Annotated in this window: 22 protein-coding genes; 6 read left to right on the top strand and 16 right to left on the bottom strand. The window is 27.4% G+C overall.

Annotated elements, in window-relative coordinates; translation table 11 throughout:
• Positions 1 to 89: 89 nt before the first annotated feature.
• The gene (gene tmk / locus BM020_RS03405; RefSeq protein WP_067145531.1) at positions 90 to 680 is read left to right on the top strand and encodes a dTMP kinase; all 591 of its coding nucleotides are present in this window, start codon (positions 90 to 92) and stop codon (positions 678 to 680) included.
• Between the two features lie 88 nt (positions 681 to 768).
• Here tmk and BM020_RS03400 read toward each other — a convergent pair whose 3' ends face one another.
• The 5 genes from BM020_RS03400 to mcm all read right to left on the bottom strand — a co-directional run bounded on the left by BM020_RS03400 (position 769) and on the right by mcm (position 6,189).
• Positions 769 to 972, bottom strand: coding sequence for a hypothetical protein (locus BM020_RS03400; protein WP_067145533.1), 204 nt, complete (start codon positions 970 to 972; stop codon positions 769 to 771).
• Between the two features lie 131 nt (positions 973 to 1,103).
• Positions 1,104 to 2,069: a tyrosine--tRNA ligase gene (locus tag BM020_RS03395; RefSeq protein ID WP_074798206.1), complete on the bottom strand. Its 966-nt coding sequence runs from the start codon at positions 2,067 to 2,069 to the stop codon at positions 1,104 to 1,106.
• 236 nt (positions 2,070 to 2,305) lie between these two features.
• The gene (locus BM020_RS03390; RefSeq protein ID WP_074798204.1) at positions 2,306 to 3,346 is read right to left on the bottom strand and encodes a 60S ribosomal export protein NMD3; all 1,041 of its coding nucleotides are present in this window, start codon (positions 3,344 to 3,346) and stop codon (positions 2,306 to 2,308) included.
• A gap of 96 nt (positions 3,347 to 3,442) precedes the next feature.
• On the bottom strand, positions 3,443 to 3,850 hold the full coding sequence (locus BM020_RS03385; protein WP_067145539.1) for a translation initiation factor IF-2 subunit beta: 408 nt from the start codon (positions 3,848 to 3,850) through the stop codon (positions 3,443 to 3,445).
• Positions 3,851 to 4,185: 335 nt separating this feature from the next.
• Positions 4,186 to 6,189, bottom strand: coding sequence for a minichromosome maintenance protein MCM (gene mcm, locus BM020_RS03380; RefSeq protein WP_067145540.1), 2,004 nt, complete (start codon positions 6,187 to 6,189; stop codon positions 4,186 to 4,188).
• A gap of 239 nt (positions 6,190 to 6,428) precedes the next feature.
• Here mcm and BM020_RS03375 point away from each other — a divergent pair, with 239 nt between their 5' ends.
• Entirely contained in the window at positions 6,429 to 6,860 is a 432-nt protein-coding gene (locus BM020_RS03375) for a hypothetical protein (RefSeq protein WP_067145541.1), read from the top strand.
• 126 nt (positions 6,861 to 6,986) lie between these two features.
• Here the strand turns inward: BM020_RS03375 and BM020_RS03370 are convergent, their stop codons facing one another.
• Both BM020_RS03370 and BM020_RS03365 read right to left on the bottom strand, forming a co-directional pair.
• Entirely contained in the window at positions 6,987 to 7,613 is a 627-nt protein-coding gene (locus tag BM020_RS03370) for an RlmE family RNA methyltransferase (protein WP_067145542.1), read from the bottom strand.
• Between the two features lie 83 nt (positions 7,614 to 7,696).
• On the bottom strand, positions 7,697 to 8,236 hold the full coding sequence (locus BM020_RS03365; RefSeq protein WP_067145545.1) for a YfcE family phosphodiesterase: 540 nt from the start codon (positions 8,234 to 8,236) through the stop codon (positions 7,697 to 7,699).
• 431 nt (positions 8,237 to 8,667) lie between these two features.
• On the opposite strand from BM020_RS03365, the gene BM020_RS03360 reads away from it, so the two are divergent.
• Positions 8,668 to 9,759, top strand: coding sequence for a formate--phosphoribosylaminoimidazolecarboxamide ligase (locus BM020_RS03360; protein WP_067145547.1), 1,092 nt, complete (start codon positions 8,668 to 8,670; stop codon positions 9,757 to 9,759).
• 323 nt (positions 9,760 to 10,082) lie between these two features.
• Here BM020_RS03360 and BM020_RS03355 read toward each other — a convergent pair whose 3' ends face one another.
• The 5 genes from BM020_RS03355 to BM020_RS03335 all read right to left on the bottom strand — a co-directional run bounded on the left by BM020_RS03355 (position 10,083) and on the right by BM020_RS03335 (position 15,565).
• The gene (locus BM020_RS03355; protein WP_067145549.1) at positions 10,083 to 10,613 is read right to left on the bottom strand and encodes a UbiA family prenyltransferase; all 531 of its coding nucleotides are present in this window, start codon (positions 10,611 to 10,613) and stop codon (positions 10,083 to 10,085) included.
• 180 nt (positions 10,614 to 10,793) lie between these two features.
• A complete protein-coding gene (locus BM020_RS03350; RefSeq protein WP_074798202.1) occupies positions 10,794 to 11,168 on the bottom strand; it encodes a DUF5518 domain-containing protein in 375 nt (124 codons plus the stop codon).
• A gap of 18 nt (positions 11,169 to 11,186) precedes the next feature.
• A complete protein-coding gene (locus BM020_RS03345) occupies positions 11,187 to 12,158 on the bottom strand; it encodes an SPFH domain-containing protein (protein WP_074798200.1) in 972 nt (323 codons plus the stop codon).
• Positions 12,159 to 12,281: 123 nt separating this feature from the next.
• Positions 12,282 to 12,704, bottom strand: a complete 423-nt coding sequence (locus tag BM020_RS03340; protein WP_074798198.1) for an NfeD family protein — start codon at positions 12,702 to 12,704, stop codon at positions 12,282 to 12,284.
• 260 nt (positions 12,705 to 12,964) lie between these two features.
• Positions 12,965 to 15,565, bottom strand: a complete 2,601-nt coding sequence (locus BM020_RS03335; protein ID WP_074798196.1) for an ATP-dependent helicase — start codon at positions 15,563 to 15,565, stop codon at positions 12,965 to 12,967.
• Between the two features lie 259 nt (positions 15,566 to 15,824).
• On the opposite strand from BM020_RS03335, the gene BM020_RS03330 reads away from it, so the two are divergent.
• Positions 15,825 to 16,676 carry a HEAT repeat domain-containing protein gene (locus BM020_RS03330; protein ID WP_074798194.1) on the top strand — a complete coding sequence of 284 codons (852 nt, stop codon included), beginning with the start codon at positions 15,825 to 15,827 and terminating at the stop codon, positions 16,674 to 16,676.
• A gap of 202 nt (positions 16,677 to 16,878) precedes the next feature.
• Here the strand turns inward: BM020_RS03330 and BM020_RS03325 are convergent, their stop codons facing one another.
• Together BM020_RS03325 and BM020_RS03320 are read right to left on the bottom strand one after the other, a co-directional pair.
• Positions 16,879 to 17,724 (bottom strand): carbon-nitrogen hydrolase family protein, encoded by an 846-nt coding sequence (locus BM020_RS03325; RefSeq protein ID WP_067145561.1) that lies wholly within the window; start codon positions 17,722 to 17,724, stop codon positions 16,879 to 16,881.
• A gap of 223 nt (positions 17,725 to 17,947) precedes the next feature.
• Positions 17,948 to 19,036, bottom strand: a complete 1,089-nt coding sequence (locus BM020_RS03320) for a zinc ribbon domain-containing protein (RefSeq protein WP_067145563.1) — start codon at positions 19,034 to 19,036, stop codon at positions 17,948 to 17,950.
• Positions 19,037 to 19,396: 360 nt separating this feature from the next.
• On the opposite strand from BM020_RS03320, the gene BM020_RS03315 reads away from it, so the two are divergent.
• The gene (locus BM020_RS03315; protein ID WP_074798192.1) at positions 19,397 to 19,897 is read left to right on the top strand and encodes a hypothetical protein; all 501 of its coding nucleotides are present in this window, start codon (positions 19,397 to 19,399) and stop codon (positions 19,895 to 19,897) included.
• 143 nt (positions 19,898 to 20,040) lie between these two features.
• Here BM020_RS03315 and BM020_RS03310 read toward each other — a convergent pair whose 3' ends face one another.
• Positions 20,041 to 20,613: a manganese efflux pump MntP gene (locus BM020_RS03310; RefSeq protein WP_074798190.1), complete on the bottom strand. Its 573-nt coding sequence runs from the start codon at positions 20,611 to 20,613 to the stop codon at positions 20,041 to 20,043.
• Between the two features lie 65 nt (positions 20,614 to 20,678).
• The gene (nucS, locus tag BM020_RS03305; protein ID WP_067145569.1) at positions 20,679 to 21,464 is read right to left on the bottom strand and encodes an endonuclease NucS; all 786 of its coding nucleotides are present in this window, start codon (positions 21,462 to 21,464) and stop codon (positions 20,679 to 20,681) included.
• 388 nt (positions 21,465 to 21,852) lie between these two features.
• On the opposite strand from nucS, the gene BM020_RS03300 reads away from it, so the two are divergent.
• On the top strand, positions 21,853 to 22,653 hold the full coding sequence (locus BM020_RS03300; protein ID WP_067145571.1) for an amidohydrolase family protein: 801 nt from the start codon (positions 21,853 to 21,855) through the stop codon (positions 22,651 to 22,653).
• Positions 22,654 to 22,671: the final 18 nt, after the last annotated feature.

The raw sequence follows: 22,671 nt of genomic DNA, 5'->3' as shown, positions 1-22,671 counted from the left end.
TATATTGTTCTTTATAAGGGTTTATGAAAACTTTTTAAAAATTCTTAAAATTACATAAAATTATATATTTTAAAAATAAATTTTTATTTATGTATATTGTATTAGAAGGAATAGATGGTGCTGGAAAATCAACTCAAATTAATCTCTTAAAAGAATGGTTAGAGAGTAATGGTTTAAATGTTGAAACAATTGTTGAGCCAACTGACTTAGAAGTAGGGAAACTTATTCGTAAACTCTTAACTCGTTCTGATGCTACAACTGACACTATGCAAAAAACATTAGGACTTTTATTTGCTGCAGATAGGTTAATCTTGATGGATAAAATTGAAAAATTAGAAAGTGAAAATAGGGTTGTTATTAGTGATAGATCTTTTTATTCAAGTTTAGTTTATCAAAAGCCACAAAATTGGATTAAAGAGATAAATAAATATGCTAAAATTCCAGATTTAGTCCTGCTTTTAGATTTAGATGTTAAAAAATCTGTTGAAAGATGTGAAGGAACTGATGAATTTGAAAATGAAGAGTTTTTAACTGGAGTAAAACAGAATTACTTAGACTTAGCAAGATCTAATGAAAATTTTAAAATAATTGATGCAAATAATGGTCCAAATAAGGTATCTTCCGATATTAAAAAAACAGTAGCTCCATTATTTGATATCTGTAAAGACTGTATTTCATAGTATTGAAATAGAAAAGTATTTAGATATTTTTTTAGAAAAATAGAAAGAATTTAAAGAATAATTAAAATAAAAAGATAGTTAATAATAATTATCTATCTAGTTCATCTAATCTTTCTTTCATTACTTGAACGATGTATTCTTGTACTTTTTCAAGTTCTTCCTTTGTTCCTTGAAGTTTAGGCCCATATTCAGTTTGCTTAAGTTCAACATCAAACTTTTCAAAAACATGAGCAAGCATTTGTTCTCCAATTCCATTGCTAAGTTTCATTTCATATACCTGTTCTTCTTCCATTCTATCCCTCTTTTTAATATTTATTTTAAAATTAAATAATTCTCATTAATTTTATATTATTACTATAATATTTGTCACGATATTGTTATGATATTATTATAACATTATTGGCTATTATATTACAATTGTTTTTATTGGTCTGAATTCATAAAGTCTCTTACTGGTTTTAAGAATTCAATTAAGAATTTAGTTATTGCATTTTTCAAATCCATTGGATGTAAGTTACCTTCACCATAGATTTCGTATAATTCATCTTTAGTTAATTCTAAGTTTCCACCAAATTTTTCAGGTCTTTCTATAACTAAAGTATCTTGTTGTGTGAAAACGAAATAATCTGCAATTTCTAAAATAGGATTTCCTTCTAGCTCTCCTTGTGGACAGTAGCTTTTTCTAATTTTTTCTTTAATAGTTTTTTCATCATCATCAACAGCGATGTAATTTCCTTTACTAGAGGACATTTTTTCATCACCATCAAGTCCATGAATTAAAGGAGTGTGAATACAAACAGGTGATTCTTTTCCTATTCTTGGCAAGTTTTCTCTTGCTAACATTTGTATTTTTCTCTGCTCCATACCACCTAAAGCAACATCAACCTCTAAGGCAGACATATCTACAGTTTGCATAAGTGGGTAAACTACACTAGCTACTTTTGGGTTATCATCATGTCTACTAACTTGATCCATACTTCTTTTTGCTCTTTTTAAGGTAGTCAATGTAGCTAATTGGTAAACATCATTAGTGTAATCACTTCCAGTTTGAAAAGAGGAACCTAGAATATATTCGGTGTCTTCAGCTAATCCTAATCCTTGGAAGCACTTTTTATTGTATTTAGCAGTTTCAGCTATTTCTTCTACAGTTCCTTTTCCATTTAAGAAAGCATGATAATCTGCAAGTAAAATTTTGATTTTAAATCCTAAATTCTGTAATTGTTTAAGTTTCATTATTGTTACTGCATGACCTAAATGAATTTTTCCAGAAGGTTCATATCCAGTATAAGCTATAGGATTTTCTTTATTGAGCTTTTCTTTTAATTCATCTATATCAATGATTTCTAAAGTTCCTTCTTGAATTAATTCAATTTTTTCTTCTATGTTCATATAATCACACTTTTACTTTTGTAATTAATTTTGATGATTTTTAATAATCGCACTTTTACTTTTGTAATTAATTTTGATGATTTTAAAATTATGATAGTTTCTTATTATATTTTTCTAATTAGCATTTGAAAATATTTTAGTCATATTTTAAATATTTTAGCCTTATTTTTAATATTTTTTAACTATTTAAAATATTTTAGGCCTATTTTAAATATTTTTTAACTATTTAAAATATTTTAAACAATAAAAATTTTACCTTCAATTTTTATTACATCGATTTCTTCACCAATATTATAGTTTTCTAGTTTTTTATTCATTTCTAAATCTATTGGGCTATAATCATCGGGATCAAGAATTTGAATGGACTTTGGAGATTTAGCTGTAATAATGGCCTTTTGAAGGCCGTTTAAATCTTCCATTTTTTCAATAGAATCATATTCTCTCCATTTTAAAGCTATTTCATCTCCAGTATCTAAATTAATAACTTGTATTCTATTTCCATCGATATCATTAATTTGATATATCTTTTCATTATATTTTACAAAATCTCCCTTTAAGAATTTAGGAAGTCTTATAGATATCCAGATTCTATATAATCCTTTTCCGGTTGATTTATCTTCACTAATGAGTCTTGGAGATTCTTTAGTAGTTCCTCCAAATTCCCCTTTAAGATGTTCTACAATTTTTTTAGAAGATTTTAATGAACCGATATAATAATCATTTCCTTCTTTAAGTTTAGAAACTTGTGGAATATAAGCTAATTTATCTTTTTTAAATTGTTTTTCAAGGGTTCTATGAATTATTTCCTCTGACTTTTCAATTTCTTCTTCTTTAAGTTCCCTATCATCTGCACGTAATTGAATTACTGCTTCGTAGTATCCTGCATTTCTTTTGCTACAATCAGGACAAACGGAATAATTAATTTTTACATTTGGGCTGTGTGTTTCAATAACATCTTCACCTAAAACACTTGCAACTGCTTCAACATAACATTCTGCAATTGTTCCTCTCATTTGCTCAATTTCAAGTTCAATCTCTTCATTTTCTGCTAAATCAGCAATAGTTATATTTCGCTCTAATGCTCTATAGATGATTTCGTCTTCTATGAGGTATTCATCTTTCCATTTTCCCTCTTCTAATTTAGCATTACAGTGTTTACAGATAGTTACAGTGATATTTTCTGGGATTTCTATAAGTTGAAATTTTTTTAAAAAACAGTTTTTGCAGATTCCATCTATCATTTCAACATCTGTTGCACCACATTCTGGACAAAACATTTAAAACACTCTAAGTTAAAATAAAAAAATATTTATAGTAATATATACTTGAAAGCAAGAATTTTAAAAAATTTAAAAAAATAAAGAAAAGAGAGATTATAATGGTTTAAGGGGAGCTTTTGCACCGCATGCTGCACATTTTAAGATAAATATTCTATCTTCTCTTATGATACTAGTATCCGGTCTGTTACATTCCTGACAGATAACATATTTTTCGATATATTCATCAATTCTTTCATTGATTAAAAAATGATTAAATTTACCTTGTAAAATTGCTCTTACTCCTTCTAAGTTACCTGCAGTACCTAATTCTCTTAATAAGTATTTTAATACATGTTGAGGGTCTCTATTTAAGGAGTCTGCTACATCTTTGAAATTTTGAATAAATGTTCTGTTTCCTTGAATAACAGAGTATGCCTTTACAGGTTCAAATCTTTTTGTCTCAAATACCTCAGGTGGTAATTGATCGATAGCTCTGTTTAATAAATTTTCATAATCTTCCATTTTTTCACCTCTTGGAGTAATAAAATTAATTTGTAATAATGTATAATCAAATAAAATTTATGAATAGTTTTTGTTAAAAAATAGTATTTGAATTATATTAATATAAATTATATTTTTTATCATTTATTAATGTATTTATTAATATAATCCGCAAACTAAAAAATATAATTAGCAAACTAAAAAACTTAATGTATTTATTAATAGGATTAGTAAACTAAAAAAAATTTAATGTATTTATCAATATTAAACTAAAAAATAAACTAAAGTCCTTTAAAGTATTTTAAAAATAAAAAGGAATGCTTGAAATTAATCAAACTAAAATTTATTTGATTTAATTAATTTTCAAGTCTTTTTACAAGGCCATTACGTGGCTCGTATATAAGTCCTTTGCTTTTAAGTTGCTTTAAAATAGAATCAACTTTCTCTTCACTCATATCATAGTTTTCAGCAAGGTGTTCTTTTAAAACATTAATCGGAACTTTATCAAATTCTTCTTCTAATGCTCCGATTTCTAACATAACTTTATTAATTCTATCTCTGTCTGATGTTGGAGTTCTTCCTTCTACTTTATCGATGTCTATTTTACCGGTTTCTGGATCTAATCCAACTTTTTCTAAACATTTTCTTTGTAAAGTAATAGCTCTATGTGCATCAGAAGCTTCTACTTTATCTTTTAATTGAAGCTTTGCACTAGCTTCAGCTAAACGAATAATTGCTTCTAATTGTCTTGCTGTAATTGGTACAGGGGTATCTTCTTCTACTCCACCACTTCTTACAGAAACATAAAACTCTTCTAAAACCTTAGTAGCTTCATCAGTTAGAACAGGATTAATATTCTTACGTGCATAAGCAATATATTTTCTAAGTAATTCTGGTTCTATTTCATAATCTACATTTGAAGATTGGTGTATTCTAAGAATATGCTGAGCTAAAGCCCTATCTTTTTCTACATTTGGCCTATCTTCAATTACAAATGTTAAATCAAAACGAGAAAGTATAGGTGAAGGTAAGTCAATTTGGTCTGCTACAGTTTTATATCTGTCAAATCTACCAAATTTAGGGTTTGCTGCTGCAAGAACAGAACATCTGGTATTTAATGTTGCCATAATTCCAGCTTTAGCAATACTTACAGTTTGCTGTTCTAAAGCTTCGTGAAGTGCAGATCTATCTTCTGAGCGCATTTTATCCAATTCATCAACACATACATTACCTTGGTCCCCAAGTACTAATGCACCTGCTTCAAGAGACCAACCTCCAAGTTCATCCCTAACTGCCGCTGCAGTTAAACCTGCACCAGATGTACCTTTACCACTGGTGTAAACACTTCTTGGAGCTAATTTAGAAACATATTTAAGTATTTGGGATTTACCAATACCTGGGTCTCCAACAATTAGGATATGAATATCTCCTCTTAAACGAGTTTGATCTTCTAGTTCCTTAACTGCTCCTCCGAAAAGTTGTAGTGCAATAGCTTCCTTTACTTCCCTATAACCTTTAATTGATGGTGCAGTTGAATTGATAATTTTATCGTGTATATGAGGGTCTTTAGATAATTCTAAGATTTTTGCCTCATCTTCTTCACTAAGCTGCAATTCTTCAAATTCTTGTTCAAGAGCTTCAATGTGATTTACATAGATGTAATTTTTGAATTTTCCACTTCTTTCTTCTCTAAATGTTTTTAATGTTCCTGTGATTCTAACCTTATCACCAGGATTTAATTCATCTACTAAATCATCTTCTAAAACCATAAGCATTTGTTTTGGTTCAGTTCCTCCAGATAAATTTTCTAAAGGTTCTTGCATTCTTGCACTTTGTGTATCAATATATTTAGATTCCTCTTGAAGTAATCTAAAAGACCTTCCTCCACATTCACTACATAGTGAAGGTTCCATAATATGATTTCCAGAGGTTTGTTCTACTTCATGTAATCTCATACAACCTCTACATTCAAATACTCCAGTTTCAATCCTTGGGCGAATCTCATCAGTTTTTCTCACAATTCCATCAGCAGATACAAAGTTACCTATGTATTTACTTAATAAATCACTTAATGGGACATTGTTTGTGAGATTTTCAAATCTGATGTTTAATTCAGCATCTTTCATTAATGGGTCAATGTTTTTAATAGCCTTTTGTGAAGCTGCAATAACCTCATCTGGTTTTTCGATTAATAAATCTGCCAAATCAGGATCAAACATCTCTAAGTCTTCATAATTGACTTTAAGCGACCTTTCATCAGGATATTTTTCTAGAATTTCAAATACATCATCTTTGTAAATTGTTGAGAAGAATTCTTCAAATTTAGCAAGTGATGTTTTTGTTTTGTTAGTGGAATTCATTGTATTATATTTTGTAATCTAATATTATAAAAGTTTAATTAATTTTTGAATTTCTCAATATAATCCTTTTGAAAAATTGTTTTTATATTGTTATGATTTTTCAATTCAATAAATTTTTTAAATTGCTTATTTTTTTATATTTAATTTATTTTTTACTATTTAATTGAAAATTTTAAATATATGTAATTTTAAAAGTAATAACTAGAGTTTATTTTTTTAAATAATGTTATGGTGAATTTATGAGAAAATCAAGATTGAATCTATTTAAATCAACTTCTATGTTAATTTCTGTTTTAGGAGTTATAATGATTGTCGCTACTGTTGCTGCAGTTGCTTATGTTGGTTTTAGCTTAGTTTCTTCTAATTTAACTGGAGGAATATCTTCCGGTACTCAATATGATCAATTAGCTGAATTAAAATCTAATTATTCTAATTTAGAAGCTCAATTTAATAATACAGGTAATAAAATTTATGCTATGGACAATATTACTTTAGAAAGAGAATTTGTCAATGCCCAAGTAGAACTTATAAGGTTTCAAAATGATTTAAGTGATGTAGATAGTGCATTATCGATGGGAAAACCTGCTAAGGAAGTTGATAAAAGATTAAAACAAGCAAGAGAAGATTTAAAAATAGCTCAAGAAGCTTATAACAGTTTATCAGTTAAATAATACTTTTTATTTAACTTACTTTTTTTATTTTTATACATTATTTTTCTACTTATTGCTTTTTTAAATCAATTTTATTTATTATACAGTTTTGAATCAGTTTTATATATTAATTTTTTTAAAAATTAACTATTTTTTCTTTTTTGGACCTTTCCTATAACCTAAACCTACAATATACATTTCTTTACTTTTTTGTCTTGATGATGGTGGTTTAGTAGATTTTACTTTTCTAAAATCATATTTTATACTATCTAAAAGATTTTTGTATTCAGACCCTTGAAAGGCTTTAATTACTAAATTTCCTTCAGTTTCAAGAAGATTATCTGCAATTTTAAAGACGGTTTCAACAAGATCAACAGATCTTAACTGGTCCAAGTCTTTAACTCCAGTTAATGAAGGTGCAGCATCTGAGATTAAAACTTTAACCTTACCATTAGTTAATTCCATAATTTTCTCTTGAACAATTTCTTTTGTAAAGTCTCCTCTAATACCATAATAGTTAGCTTCATGGAAGGGCTTGATTCTGTTTAAATCTACCCCTACAACTATTCCCTCTTCACCTACTTTTTCTAAAGCAACTTGAGACCATCCGCCTGGAGCAGCACCTAAATCTAGTACAGTATCTCCTTCTTTAATGATTTTATATTTTTTATCAAGTTGTTTAAGTTTATATGATGCTCTTGAACGATATTCTTCACTTTTAGCTCTTTTATAATAGGGATCCTTTTTCTTTTCTACCTGCCATTTACTTCCCATTTTAACCCTCCAAAAATTTGTTTAAATGACTTATTATTTAAATAATTAGATTTAAATTTAATTAATTGTCTTTTTCATTCACTTTAATTATCTTTTTTAGCTTTTTTCGAGAAATTTAATGCAGAACAAACTGGCCTTCCAGTTTGAACAAATTCTATACTAATATCATCACCATTTATTTCCATTAATGCAACAGATGGATCAGATAATCGTGGATTTGTCGGGCTTCCTGGATTTACTAAAATAACATCTTTAATCTTTTCAAGTTGTGCTATATGTGAATGTCCACTTACGAGAATGTCTACTCCTAATTCTAATGCAGAGTAATATAAATTTTGTGTATCTCCCCTTGGATAAACTTCTCCATGAATAATCCCAATTTTATGCCCTTCTACCTCAATAATCTTAGAGGCAGGTAAATCCATCTCACCAACAACCCTATCCATATTTCCTTCAACTGCAACTACTGGAGCTATAGATTCTAATTCATCAATAACACTTTTACTTGTTATATCTCCTGCATGAAGAATTAAATCTACATCTTTAAAAGTTTCTAAAACTTTTTGGGGAAGCTTGACTCTTCTATCTGGAATATGGGTATCTGATATTAATCCAATTAACATATTTTCACGTTGTTTTTAATAAATTAATTTTTTTTAAATTTTTTAATATTATTTATCACTTTTAATATAACAATAATATTTCTGTTTTATATGAACTATATAGTTTATTAGAAAATTAATCAATTTTCTTATTTTTCTGGTTTTTTTTAAAAAATTTATTTTTAGATTTTTAAAAAAGCCCATTATTTTTCTGGTTTTTTTTTTTAAAAAAATTTTTTAGATTTTTAAAAAAGCCTCATTTTTCATAATTTGAAAATATATTTTTTGTTTTTAATATGCTATATATGAAAGTTAATAATAAAACTTTATAAGTTTATAAGAATATAATATATTTATTGATAAAATTATTTTTAGTTTTATGATTTTGTTTCAACATTATTTTTAGTTTTATGATTTTGTTTTGACAAATTATTTCATTCAGGAGATTAAAAATGGGAAAAGTTAGTAAAAATAAAATATTGGAGATTTTAGAAGGGTATGATAAAGAAAATATTACTATTGCTACCTTAGGTAGCCACACTTCTTTACATATTCTTAATGGTGCTAAAAAAGAAGGATTTAGAACTGCTATTGTCTGTGAAAAAGGTAGAGAAATACCTTATGAACGTTTTAAAGTTGCAGATGAATTCATTATGGTTGATGAATTTAAAGATATTGTAAATGAAGATGTTCAGCAAAAGCTAAGAGACATGAATGCAATTGTTATTCCTCATGGGTCTTTTGTTGCATATGCAGGTTTGGATAATGTTGAAGATAAATTCAATGTTCCTATGTTTGGTAACAGAGACATCTTAAGATGGGAAGCTGAAAGAGACTTAGAAAGACAATTACTTGTAAATGGTAAAATTAGAATCCCCGTGAAATATGATGATCCATCAAAAATTGACCGTGCTGTAATGGTTAAATTCCCTGGAGCAAGAGGTGGAAGAGGATACTTTGTAGCTTCATCTCCTGAAGAATTTAATGATAAAATTGATGCAATGAAAGAACGTGGATGGATTGAAGATGAAGATGTAGCACAAGCTCACATAGAAGAATATGTATCTGGTTGTAATTACTGTATCCACTACTTCTACTCTGCATTAAATGATGAAGTGGAACTTATGGGTATGGATAGTAGGTATGAATCTAGTATTGATGGATTTGTAAGAATGCCTGCTAAAGACCAATTATCTATTGATATTAGTCCATCTTATGTTGTAACTGGTAACCATCCAGTTGTTATGAGGGAATCATTACTTCCACAGGCATTTGAAATTGGTGATAAATTAGTTAAAAGTGCTGCAGAACTTGTAAAACCAGGTTTAAATGGTCCATTCTGTATCCAAACTCTTGTAAATGATAACCTTGAAGTTGTTGTATTTGAAACAAGTGCAAGAACTGATGGCGGTACTAACACTTTCATGGAAGGTTCTTCTTACAGCTACCTTAAATATGGTGAAGGTATGAGTATGGGAAGAAGAGTTGCACGTGAAATTAAAATGGCATTAGAAAATGGTGGATTTGAAAAGATTATTACATAAATTTAATATTTCTTCTCTTTTAATTTTTTTAGTTTTTATACTTTTATTATTTCTTCTCTTTTAATTTTTTTAGTTTTTATACTTTTATTATTTCTTTTCTTTTAATTTTTTTAGTTTTTATACTTTTATTATTTCTTTTCTTTTAATTTTTTTTAGTTTTTATACTTTTTTTATTAATTGTATTGGGATTAGTTTGGTATTGTTGAAACTAATTATTTATTTAAAAATAGTTCTAATAGTTTAATAAATTTAATTAAAGATCTTAAAAAAGAGAAAAGTATTAGAATTCCTTTGAATTCTAATTAAAATTTGTTTTATTTGTTCTATTTCTTTTTTCTACTTGGTAAGAAAAGGTTGCGGATATTAGTTTTAACACTGCCGCTGTCTTCGAATTTTTTCCTTTTTGCTTTGTTTATAGGAATATTTTTAGTTCCTTTAACATTACTTGCCTCTTCGTATTCTTCTTTAGTTTTTGCTCTATCTTTATAGAGGTAAGATCCAAAGAATGCCATTATTCCACCAAGACTGAGTATGGTGATTGTGATGATTAAATCCCCCATTTCTGATGCTCCATAAGGGCCTAAAAGCCCTCCAAATGCTAAATAAAGCAATGGTGTTGCACCAACAATACCTAAAAGGATGGCTTTAACTTTGGTTTTTGCACTATAACCTATATAAATAGGTCCAATTGCTGCAAATGCCATTAAAATGTCTATATTATGTTGATATGCCATAAGTGGGAAAAATGCATATGCTGCTGCACCAAATATCAATGATTTTAAATCTATATATGGTAAATTAGTATTTTTATTCTTAGTTACTTTAGCTCTTTTTCCTTTCTCTGCATCTACCATTAAATCACCTAAAACTTTAAAATTATATTTCTTATCTCAAAATTATTTTATTAAATTTTATCTTATTAAATTTTTATTTTTCATATAATTTAAAGTTTAATATTTTTTAATTAAATAATATTTTGAATTATATTTTGATAAAATAATTTAAAAAAACTAAAAATAGGAAAAAATAAATTTTTAGTTTTTTTGTTTAGTTAAAGCTCCACCTACAGCACCAGTTATTCCCATAACAATCATATATTTAATTATTTCATAAATAACTGCAAATAAACTTGTAATTCCTGATATGGTAAATCCACTAAGTCCTCCAAGTACGCCCATTAAAGCAGTTCCACTGATGGTAATGAGTATTATGAATAAAATTGCTGATACTATTGTTCCAAATGCTCCTGCAAGTGCTGCATTCCACATTCCTCCAACTATTCCTTCTTGGGAAATATATCCTACTATAAATCCAACTATCAAAAGACCATAGAATTCATAGCGTCCGAAGAATAGATAAACAACTAATGTTAATAAAAATCCTAAGAAAACTGAACTCATTTTAGCCATAATATCACCTAAAATTATTTATTCAGTTTTTTCATTAGATTCATCAATTTGCATTTCTTTACTAGAGCCTTCTAAAATTCTAACCCCTTTAGAGTCTTCTTTAAACAACTCAGCAATTCCTCCAACAGATCCTAAAATTCCAGAAACTTCGGTTGGTAGGAATATCTTAGTAGCATTTCCGTCAGCTACTTTTTCAAGAGCCTCTAAATATTTAATAGCAATTAAATCATTAGTTGGATTTCCAGTATGGATTGCATTATAAGTTATTTCAGTAGCCTTTGCTTTACCTTCAGCAACAGCTATTTCTTTATATTTATCTGCATTTGCAACTTGTTTAATGGCTTCTGCTTCTGCTTCTGCTGCAAGAATTGTAGACTGTTTATCTCCCTCAGCTTTTTTAATTTTAGATTCTTTATAACCTTCAGATTCTAAAATGGTAGCTCTTTTAAATCTTTCAGCTTTCATTTGTTTACTCATTGCTTCAACAATATCCTTTGGAGGTTCAATTCTTTGAATTTCTACTCTAACTACTTTTGTTCCCCATTTATCTGTTGCTACATCAAGAACTTCACGTAATTCTGCATTGATCATTTCTCTTGAAGTTAAAGTTTGGTCTAATTCTAAATCACCAATTATATTTCTTAAATTGGTTTGAGCAAGTTTAGTGATTGCTTGATAGAAGTTTACAACATTATAAACAGCATTAAATGCATCTATAACTTCATAAAAGATTACACAATCCACAATTACAACGGTATTGTCTTTTGTAATTACTTCTTGAGGAGGAACATCAACTACCTGTTCCCTTAAATCTACTTTTCTTAAAGTTTCTATAAATGGAATAATTATGTTTAAACCACTTTCAACAGTTCTATTATATTTTCCTAACCTTTCTACAACCCCTTTTTCATAAGGTCTTAATATTTGCAAGGTTTTTAATGCAATTATTATAAGGATTATTATGATTAAAATTAATAAAATAATGTTCATTTTTTCACCTTCTAAATGGATTTAACTATTTAATCATCTTATTTAATAGTATTTCTATTAAATTTAGTTTTATTGGATATTTTTATTTTATTGTTCTGCTTTTTAGATTTTTATTGATTTTATTTAATTATTTGACTTTTTAACTTTTAACTTAACCCCCTCTATTTCTAGAATTTCAACTTCTTCTTTAGATATTTTTTCATCGGATATAGCTTTCCAAACTTCTCCATTTACAATAATAGTTCCAATTTTATGTGAATCAATATCTTCTGTTACTTTAGCTTTTAATCCAACTAATCTTTCTGTATTTGATTTTTTATCAATAGTATTTTTATTTAATTCTTTGTATAATGGCCTTGAGATTAAGATAAAAATTAATGTGATTAAAATAAATGCGATAATTTGGACTGTTATGCTAAATTGAAGATAATTTAATATTGCAGCAACTATTGATCCTATTCCTATTGATAATAAATAGAATCCTCCAGTTAATAATTCTCCAATTAACAATATAATTGCTAATATTATCCAAAATTCAAAATACATTTATTACCCTCCTTAATATTTTTTATTACTAAGGAAATAAAGATATATTTTTATAGTATTTAAAACTTTTTCTTTTTTTAAAATTCACTATATTAAACTATAGATATTTTTAATTTATTTTAAATACTTTATAATCTTTTTTAACTTTTAAAACTTATTTTTCATTTTTTAATCTGATAATAACTGTTTTCACTAGTGCCTGATTTAAAGAATTTTTTATTAATAACTGTTTTCACTAGTGCCTGATTTAAAGAGTTTTTTTAATAATAATCATTTTCCATTTGCTCCTTTATTTTTTCTATAACTGCCCTGTGCATTCTTTTAGTGAATTCTCTTTTATCGTTTTGTTTTAAAACTTCAAGATATCCTTGTGATACGAGATTAAATGCAAAAGGACTTGGAATTATTGTATTTATGGTTTTTATCTCCATTTCTCCACTATGGATCCATGAGATAACTCTTTTAGCATTTTCAATATCCATATAATCTTCTGTAGCTTCTCTTCTAGATTCTTTAAGTATTGGGAAACTATCATCCATTTCTTGAATGTATTTAAGTAATATTTTACCTCTGACTTGTTGGCGACCTACAGACTTTTCATGACCTTTGTATCTTCTTAAAGTCATAAGGGACCTTCCGGCACAATGCCTGAATCTACTTGCTAAAGTTTCTGTTTTATCAAGTGACTTAATTAAAATCTTCTCAAAGTTAGTTGGATTTAATCTTTTCAATGCTTCTAATGATCCTATTTTTCCATCAGAGCTTAAATAAAAACCATTATCTGTAATTGAAATCGTTATATTTTTTTTATTTCTATCGCTTGCTAGATAAGCTAGAGCTCTTGCAATTGCATCATTTGTTTTTCTTCCAAATAAACTATGGAATACAACGAATTTTCTTCCTCCAAATCCTGTATAATATTCAACAAGCAACTTTTGTTTATGGGGGATTTGAGCATATAAAAATTGTTCATTAAAGTATTCATAAATGGAATTTGCTGCAAATTCATCTATATAAAGGTATTCATGTAAAAATTCCATAATTTCCTCTTTTGATCTTCTATATTGGAATTTGCTTTCTAAGATATACCTAAACCTTTGAATATCAACTGCAAGGTCGAATGCAAGGGGCAATTGCTCTGAATACCAGGATGGAATGGATGGAGGTCCAGATGCTGGTGAGACATTTATTGTCATTCCCTTTCCATAATTAAATTTATAGGTTCTTCCACCAAGAACAAAACTATCCCCTTTTTTCAGCTTTTCCATAAATTCTTCTTCAACTTTACCAATAACTTCCCCATCACACTTTACAATAACTGCAGAATGGTCAGGAATTGTTCCAATATTTGTTGAATAGAGCATTCTTGCTAACTTGCCTCTTTTTCCAAATGTATTTTCTTTATAATCAATCCAGATTTTAGCATAAACATAACGTTCTTCAAGTTCCGCATATTCTCCTGCTAAATAGCTTAATACATCTTCGTAGTCATCTCTACTTAAGTCTTTATAGCAATAACTTTTTCTAATTACATCATAGGCATAATCAATATCCCATGGATTTTCAATTCCCATTCCATAGATATGCTGTGATAGTACATCTAAACAGTCTTTAGGTATTCTTATATTGTCAATTTTACCTTCTTTTGCGTTTTTAAGCAGTACTGAACATTCAACAAGTTCATCTCTATCAGTAACGATTATCCTGCCTTTTGATTTTTCATGTAACCTATGTCCGCTTCTACCAATTCTCTGTAAGGCTCTTGAAACAGATTTAGGGGAATTAATCAAAATAACAAGGTCAATATAACCGATATCTATACCTAGCTCAAGTGAAGTAGATGATACAACAGCCTTTAACTGGCCATTTTTTAATTTTTGTTCTGTTTCTAACCTAGATTCTTTTGATAAAGATGAATGGTGAGCCATAATATTTGTGTTGTTAAAATGCTCTCCATAAAGTTTTTTTAGATTATAAACATATTGCTCAGTTGCACTACGTGTATTTGTAAATATTAAGCTTGTTTTATGTTCCATTACCAAATCATCAATTAATGCATAAGTAGCCATTCTTGTATCCTCATCATCAGCTATTACAATATCATCAACTGGAGATATAACTTCAATATCTAATTCTTTTAAATAATTTATATCAACAAGAGTACAATCTCTTTCAATCCCATATTCATAGCCTACAAGAAACCTCGCCACCTCTTCAAGAGGACTAACGGTAGCAGATAATCCTATTCTAACATATCCTCCAATTAAATGCTGCAATCGTTCTAAAGATAAACTTAAATGGACTCCCCTTTTATTTTCAGCTAATGAGTGGATTTCATCAACTATTAAGTATTTTACATGTGATAACTTTTCTCTAAACTTGGGAGCAACAAGTAAAATTGATAATGTTTCAGGAGTTGTAATTAGGATATGGGGTGGATTTTTTAGCATTTTTGTTTTTTGATACTGGCTTGTATCTCCAGTTCTAACTGCTTTTCTAATACCTAATGGTTTTTTAGCTATTTTTTCTATTTCTCTAAGAGGTTGATCTAGATTTCTTTCAATATCATTATCCAATGCCTTAAGTGGAGATATGTAGATACAATATACTTTATCTTCAAGTTCTCCTCTATCTGCTAAAGCTGTTAATTCGTTTATAATTGATAAAAATGCTGTCAGAGTCTTACCAGAGCCTGTGGGTGATGAAACAAGTATATTATTTCCTTTTTGTATTTCTAGAATAGCTTGTTTTTGTGCAGGTGTAAAGTCATCAAAGTTATTCTCAAACCATTCTTTAACAAAGGGGTGGAGATTTTTGTAAATTTCCTTTTTTGAATAACTTTTAGTTTGTTTTTTTATCATAATATCAAATTTCTAGATTATTTGGTGATTTTATTTTTATATTTTACAATTGTTTTACTTAATTATTTATGTAATTTATTTATTTTATAGTTTAGTTTTATTTTATTCAAATTAATTTAAATATTAGTTTTAACTTAAATATTATTAAATTAAAGATTATATTAATAGCTTTAAATTTAGAGTTTAATAAAAATTTAATTTTTTTAATAAAAATTTAGGATTATTTGGATTTTTATATTTTATTTAATGAGGATTTAGTATGGTTGAAAAATTATCAATTGAAGAAGCTGTTGAAGCATTGAAAGATGAAGATGCATCTAATAGGAAATTAGCTATTAAAAGTTTAGAAAGAGTAAATGATGAGAGGATTGTTGAACCTTTAATTGAAGCTACTAAAGATGATAATGCTCAAGTAAGATTTGGAGCTGCAGAGATACTTGGTGATATTGGTGATTCTGCAGTAGACAAATTAATTGAAGAATTCAATAAAGAATCCGGATCTAATAAACGTTTTTTAACAGTTGCACTTCAAAAAACTGGCAGTGAAAAAGCTATTGATTCATTTGCTGAGGCATTATCAGATGAGGACTTTGGTGTTCGTAAAGTAGCTGTTAGAGCTCTTGGAGAACTTAGAGCAAAAGATAAAATTGATGCTATTGCAGAATGTATTAATGATGAAGATGGTGGAGTTAGAACTGCAGCTATTTTTGCACTGGGAGATATTGCTAGTGAAGAATCTATTAAAATAATTAAAGATGCAAGGCGTAGAGAAAAAGATAAGGACTTTAAAAAGTACTGTAATAAAGCTATTAAAAAAGCTGAAAAGATTATTAAGTCAGGTGGAAAAATAAAGATTTCTAAAGGGCAACCAATGAGCACTATTAAAGAAATGGAAAAAACTGATATTGAAGCAGCTATTAAAGCTTATGAAGTTCATGTAAAAGAGGGCAGTACTAGTGATGCTCCTTATAAACGTTTAGCAACCTTATATCGCAAAACAAATGATTATGATAATGAAGTAAGAATTTTAAAAATAGCTATTGAGACATTATCTAAAGAAAAACCAGAAAAAGAAGCTTGGTTCAAGAAGAGATTAGATAAAATGATTTAATTTTATCTGATTTATTTTTTATTTTTCTTTTATTCTATTTTATTTTATTTTATTTTATTTTAAATAATTGAATTTGCTTATTTTTTATCTAATTTATTTTTTATTTTAGTTTACTTGTAATAGTTGAATTTGTTTATTCATTATCTTATTTTTTATAATTTTCATGAAATTGTATATTATTACATGAACTAATTTTTATTTTTTATTTTTCTTTTATTTCGTATAAATCAGTTCGTCTATTTTTTAAAACTGGAATTTCTTCTCTAATTTTTTCTATTTCATCTAAATCTACTTTAACAATTCTTAAATCTTCATCATAATCTAGTTCTTCGATTACATTTCCCCATGGGTTAACAGCTATTGAATGTCCGAAAGAATTATAATTTGCATCTTTATCTAAAGCAGGAGCTACTCCAATTGTATATACTTGATTATCTAATGCTCTTGATTTGAATAATGTTTCCCAATGTGCAGGACCTGTTGTTAAATTAAATGCTCCTGGGAAAATTAATATCTCTGCACCATTAAGTGCCATTATTCTAGATAATTCTAGAAAACGTATGTCATAGCAAATTCCAATTCCAATTCTAGCAAAATCTGTTTTTATTATTGTAAATTCGCATCCTGCACTTAAAGTATCAGACTCTTTAAAATAAATTTTATCTTTAACATCAATATCAAATAGATGCATTTTTCTATGTTTTCCTAAGAACTTTCCATTATTGTCTATAAACACTGATGTATTGTAAATAGCTTTGCTGTTATTGAGATTATTTATTTCAAGTTCAGGTATAGATCCTGCTAAAACATGAATACTTTCTTCTTTTGCAAGTTTAGCTATTTCTTTTAATGATTCACTATTTTCTATTTCTTCAGCATATTCAATGAATTTTTCATTTTCATAAGGACAGTTAAACATCTCTGGAAGAACAGCTAAATCTGCTCCTTGTTTTTTAGATTCTTTAATCATTTGAATTGCTTTTTTTATATTTTTTTCTTTATTATCAACTACATTCATTTGACAAAGAGCAATCTTAATTATATTCATATTTTTATACCTCTATAGTTAATTTAGAGTTTTAATTTAAAAAAAGTTTTTATTTAGATATAAGATTAAACATCTTAAAAATAGAATAAAAAAGATATGGGAAAATTAGTGTTTTAGTATAAAGTTAAAAAAAGATAGAAGGAAATTATTATTTTAATATAAAGTTAAAAAAAAGAAAATAATAGTTTGGTATAAATTTAAAAAAATAAATTAATAGATTAGTTTAAGCTATTTCAGCACCATCTACTCCTTCACGGTTAGTTGTTGGGAAACTAATACTATTAATCATGTTTTGAATTTCAGTTGTATTTAAAGCAGTTATATTGCTATTAGATGATTTTCCATTGTTAATAACAAAGCTATAGTATACACCATCACGTAAAGTACAGATATATCTTGAATATCCTTGATCTGCAGTACTTATTGTCATTTCTAAAGATGGAACACCACCGACATCAACGTTTTTATACTCTACAAGTTCTCCATTTAATGAGTGTGCAGTTGTATTAACATCACTTAATATTTTTTCATATGTGATATCGTCGCTTTGAATTGTAGTAAATCCAATTAATGTATTGTCTTTAGTTTTAAATGCAATATCGCTGGAATTACTATTTTGATTAGTATTATTATACATAGACCAATTTCCAGAATAATCAAAACTAATTATGCCATCAGTATAATTTTTTACCTCATCTGTTGTTTGGTTTTGGATTCCATTAAGTCCAATTCCTGCGATTAAAAGAATAATTATTATGATTATTGCAGCAATTCCAATTTTTCTAAGATTTAAGCTTGAACCACTTGTTTTTTCTGATTTTTTAATTATTTTTGGCTTAACTTTATCTTTTTTAGGAACTTCTTGCTTTTTACTATCTTTTTTAGGAGTTTCTTTTTTAATTTTCTTAGTTTTTTCTTCAGTTTTTTGAGTGCTGAATTTTTTAGCAGGATCTTTTATTCCAGTATCCTTATGTTTAAAACCTTCAGTTGCAGTTCTACTAAAAGAAAGCTTTGAAGTTTTTTGAGTTTCTATAGCACTTTCTTTTGCTTTTTTCTCTTTAGTAGTATTGCTAAATTTAGTTAAATCGAAGCTACCTAATTTTTTAGATAATCTTTTACCAAAGCTACTTGATTTACCAGAGAAAATTGATTCTTCTCTATCTTTCACTACTGCTTTTTGTTTAGTTATTCCATCTAATTTAGGGGGTCTAGAGTTTGCTTCGGATTTTGGAGGCAGTTTAGCACCACAGTTTCCACAAATTGGTGCACTGTCATAACTTGAATTTCCACACTCTTGACAATATTTTACCAAATTTTAACCTCCTACTTTTACAATATTTCATAATTAATTTTAATAATTACTTTTAAAAATTAATTCATTAATATTAATCTTTTTATTTAATCTTATATTTAAATACTTTTAAATTTTATTAACTATTTTCTTTTTTCTAATCTTTTCATTTGGTTTTTTATTTTTAACCTTATTTTTAAAATTTTAGATATTTATCAAAATAGTTAAAGTAAACTATTTTATTAAGTAAAAAGAAAATATTATTTGTTGAAAAAGATTATTTTAAAAATATTTTATTAGATTATTCTTAGTAATATTATTCTAGTATTATTTTTCAAGTATATTGTTTTGGTAATTTTTAAAAAGATTTTAAGTGATAAAATGGTTGAAGAAAAAGAAATAAAATGTGATAATATTAATTATGCAGTTTATAAAATAGGTGAATGGGAAAATAATTATGAAATAAATATTTTAGGGACTGCTAGTGAAATTCCAGTTACTAAACCAACTTTAAATCATATGATTAAACAGATGGATAATATTAGGGCATCAGTTTTTGAGATTGGTGGGAAAGAACTTAATGGAATGATTGGTTTAGCTATGCAATTCAATCCAAGTTTTGCTTCAAGAGAGCTTGATGAGCTTATTGAATTAGAAGAGAAAGAATATAAAAATATCTTAAATGAATTGAATAGTGTTGAATTAAAAGAAACTGAGGATACAATAAACTTAGACACTGATGAGTTTGTTATTTATAAATTAGAATATGATGGACACAGCCTATCTCCAAAGCCATATAATGATTATGCAGTTAAACATCAAATGGAGGAGATAAAACGTTTAAAAGAATTAAGTGGAGAAAGATTCACTTTAGAGCTTTAATTAATTAAAGTTCTTATGGTTTTTTTATTTTCTATTTTTTATCTGGTTATTTTTTTTCTATTGGTGCTGTTTCTATTTTTTTCTTTTTTTCTTTTTGTCATGTTTCTATTTTTTAATTTTTTTACTATTTCTATTTTAATACTTTATAAAACTAAAATCCCTAGCCCTTCTAAAAGGATTTTTACTCCAAGCAAAATTAAAATTGATCCTCCAAGTATTTCAAACTTATCTCCAAAGTAATTTCCTATTTTTTTACCTAAATAAAGTCCAATTATTGTAAATATAAATGCTACAATTCCAATCATTGTTATTGGAATTAGAATATCTGTTTTTAATACTGCATAAGTTATTCCAACTGCAAATGCATCGATACTTGTAGCTATTGCAAGTAAAGTCAATTCTTTAAATGAAAACTTATCGGAATTTTCTTCTGATTCTTCCTCATTAGAGAAACTTTCTCTAATCATATTTGAACCAATAAGTAAAAGTAAAATAAATGCAATCCATGGAGCAAAGGTTGTGATAAGCCATTCTAATTGGATTCCCCCTAGCCATCCAAGAATGGGCATTAATGATTGGAATCCTCCAAAGAATATTGCATACCATAATGCTTGGATTTTAGTTATCTTCTTTAACATGAATCCTTTTGTTAGTGAAACACTAAATGCATCCATTGCCAATGCAATTGCAATTAATAAAGTTGATAGAATATCCATAATAATCAGTTTAGCTTAATTCAATTTTTAAATCAGTTCAATAATCTATTTTTTTAATTTTTATTTTATCCAAAAGAGTCTAAAGTTACTCTTTTATCTTTTTTAAGTTCTCTTGGAGGTTCTACAGATACAAATTCTATCCCCTCCTCTTCTAAAAGTTCAAGTGCATCATCACCAATTGAAGGTGCTACAAGTAAACCTCTGATTTTTTGTTTTTGCCCATTTTTAGCTTTAATTTCTGAATTTTCTTTATTTTCAAAGTCAGTTAAATATCTTCTAATTTGTTTAACTGCGGTGATTCCTGCTTTACGTGATTTTAATTCTAAAACCATTAAGTTTCCTTTGGAGTCTTTACCAAGTATATCTATAAAACCATGTTCGGTTGCATATTCTCTTACAGTTGGTCTGAATCCTTCTTCAATTATATGGGGTTTATCCCAAATCATATCTCCCATATCTTTTTCATACCCTGCTCTTTCAAGCTCTTCATAATCTTCAATTAAATTATAATTAGCATAATGGACTTTTTTAATTTCAACCTCTATTCGTTCAGGAGGGCTACGTCTATGACTTTCTAAAAATAGTATTTCATCTTTAATATAAGCTCTTGGCCTTGATTTAGGAGGTTGCCAATTAACTGGATCTACTTTATTATCTTGATGGATTAAAAAGCATCCATCAGGTTTCATCATTATTATTCTCTCTCCATAATCAAGTTCGCTTAATGAACGACCTTCATAGCTAACTCTACAACATGCAAAAAGTAATATGGTTGCTTTCTTTTTAAGGCCTTCTTCGATTAAGTCATAAGTTTCTTCATAATTAGGATTTTCTAAAATTTTATATTTCATTTTATCAATTCAGTTTTTAGTAGTAAAAGTTTATTAAAGCCTTTTAGTAGTAAAGGTTTATTAAACCTTTAATTAAATTATTATTCCACTAGTTAATATTGGATTTTATTTTTTATAAATTTAATCAATTTATTAAAAATTTATATAATCTTAATATGATAATTAACTTTATTAAAAATTTATATAATCTTAATATGATAATTAACTTTATTAAAAATTTATATGCAGGGATATGATTTTTCACTGATTTTTTCTAGGCCTATTATTTTTTAATTTTTATTTTAATCCTTTATTACTTAATTTAGTTATATAAACTTTTTTAAATGATTTAATACAAATTAATTAATAGAAAAAATATTTTATAATTTTATTAGGCGGTTAATGTAATATGCAAAAAGTAATTAATTCACATTGTCATATTTATCCTCAAAAGATTGTGGCAAGAGCTGTTGAGGGAATTGGTGATTTTTATAACCTTCCTATGTCTTTAAATGGAACTGTGGATGATTTAATCAAAGATGGTAGCAAAGTAGGAGTTGTACATTATCTTGTTCACTCAGTTGCAACAACTCATAAACAAGTTAAATCTATTAATGAATTTATTGGTGATGAGATTAAGGCTCATCCAGATATTTTCACTGGTTTTGGAACGCTTCATCCTGATAGTGAAGATATTGAAGGAGATTTAGATTATCTGATTGAATTAGGCTTAAAAGGTGTTAAAGTTCACCCAGATTTCCAACGATTTGCTTTAAACGAAGAAAGAGCATTTAAAATGGGAGAGGCTATAAGTGAAAGAGAATTGCCTATAATGGTTCATTGTGGTGATTTCAGATATAATTATTCTAACCCTAAACAATTGAAACCCTTCCTTGATGAGTTTCCAGATCTTTTAGTTATTGGGGCTCATTTTGCAGGTTGGAGTGTATGGGAGGAAGCCAGAAAAAAATTAGCAGGAACTCCTAATTTAATTGTAGATTTAAGTTCAAGTTTGTATGCTTTATCTCCAGAGGCTGCAAAGGATTTAATTCATGCATATGGTGTAGATAAAGTATTATGGGCTACTGATTTTCCGATGTGGGAATCTGAAAGTGAGATGGAAATGTTTAATAAAATTGATTTAAGTGATGAAGAGAGAAATTTAATTCTTTATAAAAATGCCTCAAAGCTTTTAGGTTTAAAAGAATAATTTATTTTCTGACTGTTT

It is taken from the genome of Methanobrevibacter olleyae, from assembly GCF_900114585.1.
Taxonomy (GTDB): domain Archaea; phylum Methanobacteriota; class Methanobacteria; order Methanobacteriales; family Methanobacteriaceae; genus Methanobrevibacter; species Methanobrevibacter olleyae.
Note: the sequence above shows the minus strand (reverse complement) of the source record. Positions and strands in the feature narration are given on the sequence as shown.

Coding starts and splice junctions, on each gene's coding strand:
- BM020_RS03385 (WP_067145539.1), bottom strand. CDS start 3,850: ATGGAAGATTATGAAAATTTATTAAACAGAGCTATCGATCAATTACCA.
- BM020_RS03400 (WP_067145533.1), bottom strand. CDS start 972: ATGGAAGAAGAACAGGTATATGAAATGAAACTTAGCAATGGAATTGGA.
- BM020_RS03360 (WP_067145547.1), top strand. CDS start 8,668: ATGGGAAAAGTTAGTAAAAATAAAATATTGGAGATTTTAGAAGGGTAT.
- BM020_RS03350 (WP_074798202.1), bottom strand. CDS start 11,168: ATGGCTAAAATGAGTTCAGTTTTCTTAGGATTTTTATTAACATTAGTT.
- BM020_RS03365 (WP_067145545.1), bottom strand. CDS start 8,236: ATGTTAATTGGATTAATATCAGATACCCATATTCCAGATAGAAGAGTC.
- BM020_RS03395 (WP_074798206.1), bottom strand. CDS start 2,069: ATGAACATAGAAGAAAAAATTGAATTAATTCAAGAAGGAACTTTAGAA.
- BM020_RS03340 (WP_074798198.1), bottom strand. CDS start 12,704: ATGTATTTTGAATTTTGGATAATATTAGCAATTATATTGTTAATTGGA.
- BM020_RS03355 (WP_067145549.1), bottom strand. CDS start 10,613: ATGGTAGATGCAGAGAAAGGAAAAAGAGCTAAAGTAACTAAGAATAAA.
- nucS (WP_067145569.1), bottom strand. CDS start 21,464: ATGAAATATAAAATTTTAGAAAATCCTAATTATGAAGAAACTTATGAC.
- BM020_RS03300 (WP_067145571.1), top strand. CDS start 21,853: ATGCAAAAAGTAATTAATTCACATTGTCATATTTATCCTCAAAAGATT.
- mcm (WP_067145540.1), bottom strand. CDS start 6,189: ATGAATTCCACTAACAAAACAAAAACATCACTTGCTAAATTTGAAGAA.
- BM020_RS03330 (WP_074798194.1), top strand. CDS start 15,825: ATGGTTGAAAAATTATCAATTGAAGAAGCTGTTGAAGCATTGAAAGAT.
- BM020_RS03345 (WP_074798200.1), bottom strand. CDS start 12,158: ATGAACATTATTTTATTAATTTTAATCATAATAATCCTTATAATAATT.
- BM020_RS03310 (WP_074798190.1), bottom strand. CDS start 20,613: ATGGATATTCTATCAACTTTATTAATTGCAATTGCATTGGCAATGGAT.
- BM020_RS03370 (WP_067145542.1), bottom strand. CDS start 7,613: ATGGGAAGTAAATGGCAGGTAGAAAAGAAAAAGGATCCCTATTATAAA.
- BM020_RS03375 (WP_067145541.1), top strand. CDS start 6,429: ATGAGAAAATCAAGATTGAATCTATTTAAATCAACTTCTATGTTAATT.
- BM020_RS03335 (WP_074798196.1), bottom strand. CDS start 15,565: ATGATAAAAAAACAAACTAAAAGTTATTCAAAAAAGGAAATTTACAAA.
- BM020_RS03325 (WP_067145561.1), bottom strand. CDS start 17,724: ATGAATATAATTAAGATTGCTCTTTGTCAAATGAATGTAGTTGATAAT.
- tmk (WP_067145531.1), top strand. CDS start 90: ATGTATATTGTATTAGAAGGAATAGATGGTGCTGGAAAATCAACTCAA.
- BM020_RS03315 (WP_074798192.1), top strand. CDS start 19,397: ATGGTTGAAGAAAAAGAAATAAAATGTGATAATATTAATTATGCAGTT.
- BM020_RS03390 (WP_074798204.1), bottom strand. CDS start 3,346: ATGTTTTGTCCAGAATGTGGTGCAACAGATGTTGAAATGATAGATGGA.